The organism is Paenibacillus sp. TSA_86.1, assembly GCF_052691815.1.
Genome location: NZ_JBQZGE010000001.1, coordinates 1,208,304 through 1,221,121, shown reverse-complemented (window position 1 = coordinate 1,221,121; position 12,818 = coordinate 1,208,304). Strand labels below are relative to the sequence as shown.

General features: G+C 45.2%; 13 protein-coding genes and 1 pseudogene. 3 read left to right on the top strand and 11 right to left on the bottom strand.

The features are described 5' to 3' along the window. Positions 1-203: 203 nt before the first annotated feature. Positions 204-377 carry a 50S ribosomal protein L32 gene (gene rpmF, locus ACUTVW_RS05560; protein ID WP_017689233.1) on the bottom strand — a complete coding sequence of 58 codons (174 nt, stop codon included), beginning with the start codon at positions 375-377 and terminating at the stop codon, positions 204-206. A gap of 65 nt (positions 378-442) precedes the next feature. Continuing rightward, positions 443-949, bottom strand: coding sequence for a YceD family protein (locus tag ACUTVW_RS05555; RefSeq protein ID WP_445644839.1), 507 nt, complete (start codon positions 947-949; stop codon positions 443-445). 510 nt (positions 950-1,459) lie between these two features. Here ACUTVW_RS05555 and hmpA point away from each other — a divergent pair. Together hmpA and ACUTVW_RS05545 are read left to right on the top strand one after the other, a co-directional pair. After that, positions 1,460-2,695, top strand: coding sequence for an NO-inducible flavohemoprotein (hmpA, locus tag ACUTVW_RS05550; RefSeq protein ID WP_445644838.1), 1,236 nt, complete (start codon positions 1,460-1,462; stop codon positions 2,693-2,695). Positions 2,696-2,975: 280 nt separating this feature from the next. Continuing rightward, positions 2,976-4,220 carry a nucleotidyltransferase gene (locus tag ACUTVW_RS05545; RefSeq protein ID WP_445644837.1) on the top strand — a complete coding sequence of 415 codons (1,245 nt, stop codon included), beginning with the start codon at positions 2,976-2,978 and terminating at the stop codon, positions 4,218-4,220. A gap of 178 nt (positions 4,221-4,398) precedes the next feature. On the opposite strand, the gene ACUTVW_RS05540 is transcribed toward ACUTVW_RS05545, so the two are convergent. Beyond that, entirely contained in the window at positions 4,399-5,439 is a 1,041-nt protein-coding gene (locus tag ACUTVW_RS05540; RefSeq protein WP_445644836.1) for a SepM family pheromone-processing serine protease, read from the bottom strand. A 328-nt stretch (positions 5,440-5,767) separates the two neighbouring features. Here ACUTVW_RS05540 and ACUTVW_RS05535 point away from each other — a divergent pair, with 328 nt between their 5' ends. Further along, a complete protein-coding gene (locus ACUTVW_RS05535) occupies positions 5,768-7,051 on the top strand; it encodes a nucleoside recognition domain-containing protein (protein WP_445644835.1) in 1,284 nt (427 codons plus the stop codon). Here the strand turns inward: ACUTVW_RS05535 and coaD are convergent. The 8 genes and pseudogenes from coaD to ACUTVW_RS05495 all read right to left on the bottom strand — a co-directional run bounded on the left by coaD (position 7,029) and on the right by ACUTVW_RS05495 (position 12,672). Beyond that, entirely contained in the window at positions 7,029-7,535 is a 507-nt protein-coding gene (gene coaD, locus ACUTVW_RS05530; RefSeq protein WP_434753027.1) for a pantetheine-phosphate adenylyltransferase, read from the bottom strand. The two genes, ACUTVW_RS05535 and coaD, sit on opposite strands and share 23 nt — an antisense overlap. A 1-nt stretch (position 7,536) precedes the next feature. Continuing rightward, positions 7,537-8,145 carry a 16S rRNA (guanine(966)-N(2))-methyltransferase RsmD gene (rsmD, locus tag ACUTVW_RS05525; RefSeq protein WP_445644834.1) on the bottom strand — a complete coding sequence of 203 codons (609 nt, stop codon included), beginning with the start codon at positions 8,143-8,145 and terminating at the stop codon, positions 7,537-7,539. A 404-nt stretch (positions 8,146-8,549) separates the two neighbouring features. Continuing rightward, entirely contained in the window at positions 8,550-9,332 is a 783-nt protein-coding gene (locus tag ACUTVW_RS05520) for a hypothetical protein (protein ID WP_445644833.1), read from the bottom strand. A 531-nt stretch (positions 9,333-9,863) separates the two neighbouring features. Next, entirely contained in the window at positions 9,864-10,220 is a 357-nt protein-coding gene (locus ACUTVW_RS05515) for a DUF3021 family protein (RefSeq protein WP_445644990.1), read from the bottom strand. A gap of 201 nt (positions 10,221-10,421) precedes the next feature. Further along, positions 10,422-10,940, bottom strand: coding sequence for a GyrI-like domain-containing protein (locus tag ACUTVW_RS05510; protein WP_445644989.1), 519 nt, complete (start codon positions 10,938-10,940; stop codon positions 10,422-10,424). Between the two features lie 78 nt (positions 10,941-11,018). Then, a pseudogene (locus ACUTVW_RS05505) lies at positions 11,019-11,228 on the bottom strand (helix-turn-helix transcriptional regulator); the annotation flags it as partial. A 273-nt stretch (positions 11,229-11,501) separates the two neighbouring features. After that, positions 11,502-11,936, bottom strand: coding sequence for a hypothetical protein (locus ACUTVW_RS05500; RefSeq protein WP_445644832.1), 435 nt, complete (start codon positions 11,934-11,936; stop codon positions 11,502-11,504). Positions 11,937-12,366: 430 nt separating this feature from the next. Continuing rightward, positions 12,367-12,672 carry a hypothetical protein gene (locus ACUTVW_RS05495; protein WP_090923916.1) on the bottom strand — a complete coding sequence of 102 codons (306 nt, stop codon included), beginning with the start codon at positions 12,670-12,672 and terminating at the stop codon, positions 12,367-12,369. Positions 12,673-12,818 lie beyond the last annotated feature (146 nt).

The window sequence follows — 12,818 nt, the reverse complement described above, 5'->3', positions numbered from 1 at the left end:
GAACCTGGTACTAAACTATAGTATATCTCATCCCGTGTCAAAAAGAAAGGCTGGTATAACAAATTCACATCACTTCAGCAAAGCGTTGTTCGTAGATTAATCGCACATCCAAACCTCGGCCGAGGCCAGGTGTCCGTTGATTTCTTCCTCATACAAAAAAGCAACACCTCATCAAAGATGAAGTGTTGCTTCATGTCCAGCTATTATTGAGAGATGATCTCTCTTGCTTTGTACGTTCCGCACACTTTGCACACGTGGTGACTCAGTTTAAGTTCGCCACATTGTTCACATTTCACCATGCCCGGTACAGCCAATTTAAAGTGAGTGCGACGTTTGTCGCGACGCGTCTTGGACGTTCTCCGTTGAGGTACTGCCATTATTCCCACCTCCTTATCAAAATCAACCTTTACAGGTAGTTGTTACGTTCGATTTTCAATCATGCTCATTTAAAAAAATCCTTGAGTCCTGCAAGCCGCGGATCGATAACCTGGGTATCACAACCGCAGTCACCTTCGTTCAGCTCGTGGCCACACTTGGGACAGAGTCCCTTGCATGTTTCGCTGCAGAGCGGTACAAACGGAAGATCCAGCAGAAAAGTTCCCTCGGTATATACCTTCAGATCAACGCTATCCCCATCCACATAGAGTGTATCGTCATCCTCGGATAATTCCTCCGGTTGTTTTCCCTGCTTGAATTGCTCATGAAAATCAATATGAAAATGTTCACTAAGCGGCTTAAGACAACGGGAGCACAACATGTCCATCCCTACTGTCATTTTGCCATGAACATCCACAACGTTCCCCTCTCTGATCTCAGCAGATAAATCCGCAGTCATCGGGGTAACGGCTGTGATATCTTGTCGGTTAGAAACCAGATGTTGGATGTCCCATTGTTCATTAAACTTTACGGGACGATCACTGGTCGCCACTTTGCGAAATGGCATTAACATGTTCATCACTCCAAACGAAACCAATTTCATAAATAGTTGTCCTACGAATGGCGGCAGTATACAGTTCAAGACGATCCTAATATGTGCGTTCATTCCTGACTGTATGTATTATGGCTGTCACCCGTAAAAGATTTATGAAACTGACTTAACAAACAAAAATCATTATACCGATTTTCCAAGAGGTTTGTCAACACTTTTAACTTTACACCCTTTTTGAAAAACAGTAGCTCCGATGAAACCGTCACATCTGATCTATTATAGACCTACTCCGGAATAACTACAAGTCATTATCCAGAAGTATACCTGTGAAACTATTCTCTGCTTACACCCGATGCACTTCCCTTTTTATATGGTCACTAATCGTTAACGATTGGTGTGATCTATGTCACACAGGCCATTTAACCCGCTGTCTATACTTGCTATAAATCGAAAGCACCATTAGCATACATGAGCATTTTCACAAGCAACCTTTGCAGACCATATATCAATGATAATCGGGAGGGAAATTACATGTTAAGCCAACAAACGATTGATGTAATCAAATCTACTGTACCTGTACTTGAAGTTCACGGTGAGGCCATTACACGCCATTTCTACCAAACGATGTTTGCCGCTCACCCGGAGTTATTGAACATTTTCAACCACGCTAACCAGAAACAGGGCCGTCAGCAAGCCGCACTCGCCAACATGGTATATACAGCAGCCCTGCACATCGATAACCTTGCTGCCATCTTGCCAGCTGTTCGTCAGGTTGCTCACAAACATCGCAGTCTTGGCATTGTGCCTGAGCAATACTCGATTGTTGGCACTTATCTGCTTCAAGCCATCAAGGATGTATTAGGTGATGCCGCAACGGATGAAATCTTAACGGCATGGGGCGATGCCTACCAAGTCATTGCAGATGCCTTTATTGGTATCGAGCAGGATATGTATAGCGAAGCCGCCAATCAGACTGGCGGATGGGACGGTTTCAGAAACTTCAAAGTTGCGAAAAAAGTGCAAGAGAGCGAAGTCATCACTTCGTTTTATTTGATGCCGGAAGATGACCAGTCTATTGCTTCATATCAACCGGGGCAATATATCAGCATCAGAATCCAGCCTCATGGTCAGGAATTCACTCAGATTCGTCAGTATACCCTTTCCGACGCACCTGGCAAACCCTATTATCGGATATCCGTAAAACGCGAATTGGGCGGACAAGGTCGTCCAGGCGGAGTGATCTCTAATTACCTACACGATCACATTACGGAAGGCAGTATGGTAGAAATCTCTGCTCCAGCTGGTGATTTCACATTAGATATGGAAGATCAGCGTCCTGTTGTACTGCTGAGTGGCGGTGTAGGCTTGACGCCAATGATCAGTATGCTAAACACGCTGATAGAGTCCGCTAATCAGCGTCCGATCACCTTTTTACACGCTAGCCCGAATGGAATATCTCATGCGTTCCGCGATCATGTAGACCAATTGACTCAAGAGTATTCTCATCTGAAAGCTTACTATTGTTACACGGCTCCTGTTGATTCGGATCGGGAGAACAAACTAATTTACAAGCAGGGATACATGGATGCGGCATGGCTTCGCGAAGTCATACAAGAACCGGATGCGAATTATTATCTGTGCGGCTCGGTAGCTTTCATGCGCTCAGTCTATGCAGAGCTTCTATCGATTGGTGTGGCAGAGGATCGCATTCATTATGAATTTTTCGGACCAAAAGCCAGTCTTGCTCCTGCAACGGAGAATGTTTGAGTAAAACGACTACCGAAAATGTGTTAAATTAGATTTATTCAAATGGAATATTAACCTGAATTAAGGTACGGGTGCATCTGCGGATGCTGATCCTGTACCTTTTTTCATGATTTGCTCTCACACAAGCTCTCCTCTATGATGGAAGAGGCTAATGACTATCATTGAATGAATCATTACATAGAGACGAAGAGCACATAACAACTTGGAGAAGCGAAACGCTGACCTATACGTTTTTCTGAAAAGAGGCTGCTATATTTATAATATGAAAGGAGTACTGCTCATGAAAGCTGTAGGCGTTATTGTGGAGTATAACCCGTTACACAACGGACATGTGCATCATCTGAATGAATCCCGGCGGCTTAGCGGAGCAGACGCCGTTGTGGCCGTGATGAGCGGCCCTTTTCTCCAGCGTGGCGAACCCGCCATCGTTGGTAAAAGGGCACGCACCGAGATGGCGCTCCATGCTGGCGCCGATCTTGTACTTGAACTGCCGGTTGCGTATGCGGTTCAACCGGCGGAGTGGTTTGCCTTTGGTGCGGTATCGCTGCTGCACCGCACCGGGGTTGTGGACTCGCTCTGCTTTGGCAGCGAGTCCGGCGACATCGACAGCCTGCAGCGCATTGCGCGCGTGCTGGCTGTGGAGCCCGCAGGGCTGCGCGAGGATATCGCGCGCCGCCTGCGGGAAGGCGCCAGCTACCCCGCCGCGTACGCAAGCGCGGCGGCAGCGCTGGCGCCCGGCGGCGTCGATGCTCACGACGCCGCCGCACTGCTGGAGCAGCCCAACAATTCGCTTGGGCTGCACTACCTCATCGCGCTGCAACGGCTTGGAAGCGCGATCCAGCCCTTGACGGCGGCGCGTACCGGTGCCGCCTATCACCAGGCGACGCCCGGCCCGGGGGCGATCGCCAGTGCCACTGCCGTCCGCCGCCTGCTGCTGGCGGACGGCCCTAACGCCGCCGCACCATACGTGCCGGCGGCAACCCTTGCCATTCTGCAGCGCGAATGGCAGGAAGGGCGCGCTCCCATGCACTGGGAGCGCTTTGCACAGCCGCTGCTGCACATGGCGGCTACCCGCCGTGCCTGCGAGCTGGAACGCATCGCCGAAGTCACGGAAGGACTGGAGCATCGGCTCATTCGCTCACTCGCCCAGCTCCCGGAGCCTTCAGTCGAAGGTCTCCTGAATGCACTCAAAACCCGGCGGTACACGCGCACCAAACTGCAGCGCATGCTCGCCCACCTGCTCTTGAATCACACCAAAGATGAGTGTTCACCAGAGCGGTTAGCCAGCAGCCCCGGATACCTACGTGTCCTCGGCTTTACTTCGAAAGGCCAGAGCCTGCTCAAACAGATGAAAAAAACAGCTTCTCTGCCCATTGTCACGAAGCCATCCACGTTTGATCATGCTCAACTGGAGCTGGACATTCAAGCCCAAGCCGCCTACGCACTTGCCCATGACCAGCATGATGCACGCAGCATCTCACGCGTCATGTATAGCGACTACTACGATTCACCTGTGAGAATGTGATTGAACATCTGCGTGAATAACGCCTCATTAGATACATAGGTGCAATATCACGCAACCCTGTCATCCAGCAAAAAAAACCCTTGTGCGCAGCTAAACCGGCCGTCATCACAAGGGATTTTGTCATTTATTTTGCCAAAAAATTCTGGGCCTGTTTCCTCTGCCCGGATACTCCATTTCATTACGATTTCACAGACAAGGTATTCAGATAAGTCAGAGCATCATCAAGTGTGCTTACAGGTACAAGCTTCATACCCGTGTGGATTTCTTTTGCTTTAGCCTCGGCTTCCTTGTAATTGTCTTTTGGCACAAAGAAAATCTCAGCGTTTTTACGATCAGCAGCGACAATTTTATGTTGAACGCCACCAATGGCACCTACGACACCATCTTTAGTAATTGTGCCTGTACCAGCAATACGATGTCCTTTGGTCAGATCACCGGGAGTTAACTGATTGTAAATCTCAAGCGTAAACATCAGCCCGGCAGATGGCCCGCCCACCTGAGTACTTGAAAAGGTGATCTGTTTATTCGGATCTTCCGGCTTCACCTTCTGAACCGCACCGATCATCACCCCGAGACCCGTTCGTGTCTTGCCTGTCTTGCTGTCTTTGACCTCAACCAGCGTTACATCCCGACTGATGGTCTCACCGCCGCGTTCCAACTGCATTTCCACGGTATCTCCCGCTTTTTTATCCTTCAGCTGCTCGGCAAGTACGTTATTGTCCGGCGTTGCTGTTCCGTTTACACCCATAATAATGTCTCCGGGCTCAATATCTCCGTCCGGCTTCGGATTTTCCGAGAGACCGAACACAAAGATATGCTCAGGCACAATGGAATACGCGACGCCTGCTTTTTCATACGCTGCTTCCATGGCAGATGACTGCGAGTCACTCATGAACCAGACCTGTTCAGCCGAGTATTCCGCCTCGCTTTTGCCACGCAGACGGTCTTCCTTTTTGTCCACTTGCGCATTTTTATCAAAATACGATGTACCTAGCAAAAATAAGTTGGCATATGTCGCCGACACCGTGGTCATCATGAATACGCCTTTTTCATCATGGTCACCGTCTTTCACGGTAACCATGGGTTTAACTTCATCTGCGCTGCCAGGTTTATAGATAATATATGGCGTTGGCATGTACACCGTAAGATAGACGATCAGAGCCACCGCGATCACATAGATCGAAGCTCTGAAAGCACCCGATTTCCGGAACCGATTCATCTCTTGAGCCTCCGTTCTTTGTATCTCTATACAAGCTGAACCCAAGCTCTACACTGCACCGCCACTCTAGGAGCACCCTAATTGGAAAATAGCTCCCTGAACAACTCCGCAAAAGTTGCTTTCGTGTAAATATTTAGCTCATCTTATTCTATATTCTGTTTAATGCAATTCTAACACCTTGCTATTCCTGCATACAATGGTACAGGCCGGATAGGCCGCTGCATCACCGGCTGTCTGTCCGGTCAAGGCCGAACCGTTTACGGACGTCATTCGGCCGTCCACTACAATCCCGATGCCTGAAAGGCGTTAATCGATATGAGGTGAAACGATGTCCGTATCAAGTGAGGTTCGAAGTCCGGGTTTGTTGCGAACTGTATTCCTGAGCAGTAGTGCATTCATGCTGGTTATTGCGATCGTTGCATCTCCGAAGGAAGCATTTGACGCCTCGATTCAAGGTCTGGACATCTGGTGGAAAATTGTATTTCCAGCGCTACTGCCATTCCTGATGTTATCGCAAATGCTTACCGCGTTTGGCTTTACCCACGCCTTAGGCGTTCTGCTGGAGCCCTTAATGCGTCGTTTGTTCAAACTGCCCGGCCAATCCGGCTTCGCTCTCGCCGTAGGCATGTGCGGAGGATTTCCGGCCGCTGCTGATGCCGTATCCCGATTAGTCAAGGATCAACAAATGACCGCCAGACAGGCGGTTATTATTGCGGCAGCAGCTCATTTTGCCAATCCAATGATGATTCTGCTCGTTGTTGGAGGTGCTTTTCTTCAGCAGCCTGCCGCCGGATATTTTCTACTGATGATACACTGGATTAGCGGCTGGATCGCCGCTGCGGTTGGCATTCGTCTCCTCCCACTATCTCGCAAAGAATTAGCCCAAAACAAAGCACAGACAGCCGAAAACCAACCGTCCCCTGTACCTCCAGCACCTCAAAAAAGCAGTATCGTTTCTCGTATGTTGCTTGCAGCCAGAGAAGCACACAGCCGGGATGCAAGAGGTTTTGGTAAATTGCTGGGCGATACCGTATCCCAGGCAGTGCAAACACTAATGTTAACCGGAGGATATATCATCGTTTTTGCCGTACTGATCCGGTTACTCTCCATTTATCTGACCCCTGGCTTTTCAGCCGCTTTATGGCCATCTGTACTCGAGCTTCATCTAGGCACATATCACATCAGCAAAACGTTACTGGCTCCCGCCATTCTCATGGCCTTTCTGGCAGGCGCGCTTGGCTGGGGGGGGCTATGCTCGCATTTACAAGTCTCATCGATGCTGAAGACAGCCATCCCAGGACTCCAATCGATGCTTTTTTTTGTTTTCGTTCGATTGGGACATGGATTGACTGCCTTCGTCCTTACCCTGTGGTTGTGGGAACCATTCAGTCGAGCAACAACAGAAGTCTCGGCCACATGGCAGACCGTTGCAATAAAGAACTCAGACTCTTTATTCTCGTGGGCATTTCGGTATTCTTCAGACAGCGCGAGTACATTACAAGTCATATGGAGCGCACTCCCTGCCGCAGTTGTAGGCTTCGCTATACTTCTCGGGGTGATGATTAGTCTTTCGGGTCTGACCTTATGGATTAACCGCCATTTTTCTCGCTGATCTTCTGACGAAGTGCAGCTTCGACCTCAGGAGATACCAGATCTGTTACCTCACCGTGATAATGAGCAATCTCTTTGACGATACTGGAACTGAGGTAGGAATATTTCGGGTTGGTCATCATAAAAATCGTTTCTGCATCCGGATTCAACTTACTATTCGTGGAAGCGAGCTGTAGCTCGTACTCAAAATCGGTTACCGAACGAATGCCACGAACAATGACCTGTGCTTCCTTTTGCCGCACATAATTCGCTGTCAGATCACGGAAGCTATCCACTTCCACGTTAGGCAGGTGGCTGGTTACAGTGAGGATTAGGTCCTTACGTTCCTCTACCGTGAACAGCGGATTTTTACTCATATTATTCAATACAGCAACAATAACACGGTCAAACTGTTTCGACGCTCTTGCAATAATATCAAGATGTCCCATCGTTACGGGATCAAAGCTTCCTGGATATACAGCAATGCGTTCCTTCCGCTGAATCATTTCAGTCATGAGGAACCTCCTCTTCTGTGATGCTGTTTTCTTCATCTGCTGCCGCACCGGGTACATAATCGTAAATGGATACAGCGGTCTCCCCGTACACCGCTTTACGCGTTTGTTCAAACGGGCCAAATTGTTCCGGGTACTCATGCTTGGATTCATATTCCAGCACGATGGTTGCCCCCTGCCCAAGTAGTTCCAGTTCGTGCATCGTTAACATTAACTCGTGTCCGTCCTTCATGCGATAGGGCGGATCGAGAAACACCAGATCAAAAGTTGTGTTACGTTTAGCCAGCGCTTTGAGCGCACGACCTGCATCATTCCGATATACAGCCGCCTGATCCTCCAGCTTGGTAGCCTTCAGATTTGCGCGGATCACTTCAATACTTTTCGGTTCCAGATCAACAAAAACAGCCTTGTCCATGCCCCGGCTCAGTGCCTCGATGCCGAGACCTCCACTGCCTGCAAACAGATCCAATGCTGCTCCGCCCTCAAAATAAGGGCCAATCATGCTAAACAACGCTTCCTTCACCTTATCAGTGGTCGGTCGCGTACCTGTGCCGGGAACAGCCTTTAGCGGCCTGCCCTTCGCACTTCCAGATACCACTCTCACGAATGTGTCACCTTTTCTCTCTATGTAAGTTTATTGATAAATCTATCGTACCACACTCCGGTTCTGTTTGAAAAACACTGCTTCTGCCTATACAAAAAATTGTTGACGGATTGTTGACGGATATGTATAAAAAGGAAACCTTTAGGCCATTCTATAATTATCGACATCACAAGTGTCGTAGACAACCGCGGAGAAGACTTACGTTTCCCCATAAGCTCTTCGTCCGGTTTCTCCTCTCCCATGAAAAAGAAGCTCTCGAAAGAGGGCTTCTTTTTGTTGTAATACATATCATCTCTCCGCAGTTAAGTTACGGAGGTAGTCGTCGCTGTATAGTATGTCTCATTCTCTGTTTGACGAGGGTATGACGATGAAGATAATATGTCTTTTAGATTTATAAAGATTAATTATCTGCACAAAACCTGGTATGGTGTTAGATACCCTTCTTGCTGCGCAAAATACATAGCGTTTACAGCTGTACCTGCAAGGCCACTATATTGACCAATTTCAAAATTATATACATCAGATATAAGAAAAGACGGGTTTTTTGTCCAGTTAAAACGATGTATTGCGTAATAAAGGTCTTTGTCTATCTGGCCTCCCGAATTAGGAAATACTCCCGAGCCTGATCTCGAGGGACTTGCCAGTATCCTTTGCGTTACGGAAGAACTCTTAACTCGAGATCCATAAGCTGGACTGTAGTTAGACATATAGATTTTATTCTCTTTAGCATGTATCAATAGTTCTGCTGATAAAAGATAACCTTGGGTCCCGAACCAACTAGCGATTGCTGCAACTGCTGGAGCGTAAATTGCCCCTTGTGCCTGTAAAGTAATGTTATTTTTATTATGTGTCGATATATCACCATTTCTATAATTATTATAGTCTGCTGACAAGTCTCCTATAGTACTAATTAGCTGTTCCAACTTTTCGATCTCTTTGAGATCAGAACTCCCTTGTTTTTGCTGTTCAAATAAAAGAGTGAGGTCTGTTAATCCTGCTTCAATACTAGTACCTTTGTTTTCAAGATCCTCTTGTATTAGAAGTATACTCTCCTCAAGATGTTGGTTCACACCATCAACAGTTGACACATTAGAATTAGGCATACCATACGAAATTCCACCTGAAGCAAATAATGTGCTGAATGTAAAGGAAACGGTCAATAATAGTTTAAATACTTTACCTTCCATTTTGAACTCCTCCGTTAGGTTAATTTTAATATAATATCGTTTTGCACTATTCACTTGATACTGTTTCGCTTTCCACATGAGTTTCCACTCATCGCAGCCAAGTTACAAGGACTAAAAACGAGTTTAGGTTTTTCACCGATTCAGGATCACATCGAAATCACCACCTTATTTTTCTATATTATTCTATTTAATTCTAATATTTTCTATTTATGTATTTATACTAACACGTTGAAAATAAGGAAACTATGAACTTTGTCGCTGTAATTGGTAACCTAAAATATTCCACAACATAACGCAGTATCCTCATGAATTAAAAGACACAAAAAAGACTGCATATACTTTCTAGACAGCCTGAGTAAGCCCCCTCAAAAAGAGAGCCTATTTTGTGTTATAAAATTTTACATAGATACGCTTTTACATTTTTACTATTTTTACTTTTCTATCTAATCACTGAAAAAACTATAATTGTTGAGGGGTTTCAAGTATTTTTTAATTTGATTTTTTAGTCATATGATATGTCCAAGGAGCAATTTATCGAGAGAAAAATCGAACTAATATGTAAAGTACAGACCATAAAATGATCCCAACAAAAATAAAAAACAGGAAAACTTTAAAAGCATCGAAAACAGAATTAATCGTAAACCAGCCACTTAACAGCAGGATCGGATAAATGGTTACAAGCATTACAATAAAATGGACACCGCTTTTTTTCGCCAAAGTCCAATGTTCTATGTTATAAATAACAGTTGCAGCACCGACAAAAAGAGCAATCAGACTTGCAAAAAAAGTGCCTTTAGCGTCAGCATATTTTCCTTGATAATAAAGGATCAGAGCGATACTGCTCATGATCACGAAAGGTATTCCACCTCTTAATAGTGCATTCGTCACCAAGATTTCCAACCTTCTTTCACAAAAGAAATAGATATACATCTCCTCAATATTACCATATAAGAGATGTTTGAATATTCAAACATGGAAATCATGTGGTATCTAAGAAAAAGAACTTCAGGTCTCGCCCTTCTAACAGATATCCATGGGAACATAAAAAGATGACTCCTGTGCAATACAGAAATCACCTTTAACTGCGGCTTACAACGATTTAATGTCCTCTGCAATTTTACGAACCGGAATCCATACTTCAGTGATGAAATCCTTCTGCTCATCATCCACCCAGTAATATTTTTCTATACAGGGTCCTTCCACTTGTTCAAAACTCGTTGACGGGAACCACTCGGTGTAGATCCGTTTCCAAATATCCTGAATACTTACATCAATCTCGACATCATCTGCCATCGTCCCTCGACTGTCAAAAACAGCATAAGTTTGATCAGGTATAGGAAGAACAGTAAATTCATCCGGTACCTGAATGCCCTCTGGCGCTTCTGCTCCCATCAAATACCGCCTCGAACCATTCTCAGCAAAATCATAATGATACCCATACAACAATGTTCCAGCTGGTTTCTCTAACAACTTGAGTATCTGACCATGGGTCCCATCTTTCCAAATCCCCTCCACAAATATGGGTATCTCTTTATACGCATCTTCATGGATGATAACGCTTTTTCCAAATACAATAGAGCCTTTTTCCTTGACCATTCGATAATTCATCTCTGATTCTCCTCTAACCTGAATTTGAAAGGAGATTCGAGGGAAAGCTTTAAGTTTCACATTCATTTTCTTTGCCTCAAGAGGTGTTACCCCGTGCATCCTTTGAAATGCTTTCGTAAATGCTGCTGGACTTTCATAACCATACTTAAGTGCAACATCAATAACTTTACAGTTGGTTCCCGCTAATTCCTGAGCCGCAAGTGTAAGCCTTCTATTTCTTACGTACTGGGTAACCGTTACGCCGGTTACTGCATGAAACATTCGCTGAAAGTGATATTTCGAACTCATGCCTGCCCTAGCAATGTCTTCAATCTCAATCGGCAAATGCAGATGTCTTTCCACATAATCAATGGATTGGTGAAGCAGTTTAAATATTTCCAGGATCTCTCATCTCCTTTCTTCTACAGTGTAAAAGAACGCTTTAAGATCTTCTTGTTCAGAAATGCTCTGATTTGTCTATTACTAAAAAAACCGACTAATTAGTCGGCAGTCTGTTAACACGGCGAGTGTTTATTTTCTCATGTGATGATATTTTTGTACATGTTTAAACCCAACTGTTCACTATACATACTTCTCTTCCATCTCACCAAGCTCTGCTTCCTCTTCCGTCTGCAGCCACCCAATTTCCTGAAGCCACGCGCCCATATCTGTAATAAATGCATCCATTTCCAGATGATCTATCTTATACTTCCTTATCTTTTCGCTCAGCAATGTATAAAACGCATGGCTTAATGCATATCGCTGTTTACTTTTGCTCCAGGTCTTATAACGGTCTTCGCTAACCGTCATATCGAAATAGATCACCTTTTCTGCCTTTACATATCTAGCACTTGATTTGCGTCCGTAATCTTCCGGCAGGCAGCGGAACACAAAGTACAGTTCAATATCACACGAAGCATATTTTTCAGCGACTTTGTCAAAAACAGGCTGCAATTCATCGGATAGTTCGGCAACTTGTGTCAGCCCTGACGTATCGGTTGTTTTGTCCAGAATCAAAGCACAACCTCCTATCCACAACAACTCAAGTACATTCTTGTTTAACACGTTCTCTTTCTTTTCGATTCGAGATTCGCATATTGATCAATGGTACGAGAAGTAAGACAGACGGCAAGAACATAGAAGATGATCCTGATCTGATCGCATAGAAAGCAACAAAAATCAGTGCAAGCCAAGTTATGATTTCAATTATCTCTAACTTCGTTAACGTCACTTTAAAAGCCTTTTTTGAAATGATGCGAATCAAGACGTAAACAATTAAGCTATAGAACGCTAACATACCCAGCAAGGAAAGAGTAACGATTAATATCATCATGCTGAATCACTCAACTCTCATACTTTTCCTTAATTTTACTACAGAAGTAGAATTATGTCTCTTGAATCTGTTACGACACCCTGGATATTCCGAATGCCAGTGACTTCATAACTTTTATTTTTCTTCTGTTACAATCGTTGCATTATAGATCACAACCCGTTTCCCGTTCAGGTCAAACAATACTTTGTTGCCATACTCCGTATCCTGTACATCAATCTTGCCTTCGTATGTCTGAATCAGTTCACCCGAATTACTATACACTTTCACTACACGTTCCAACCCGCCCGCATTATTCGATCTCATCGTTTTGAGTGCACGTTCACCTGAAGCCGTATTGAAATACCATATAAATGATCCAACAATGATACCCAGAACGGCGATCACTGTCACCCACACCCCTGTTTTTGCTTTTCTGCTCATCCTGTCCCCTCCTCAGTATCTTTGTCCAGTACTCTACGAGAATGGAGTGAGAACGGTTTCAATAAGGGTAAGCAAAAAACAGAGGCCCCCATCCAAGGGGAACCTCTGCCTCTGATATAATCACGTTTCAATTCAAGTTACCACTA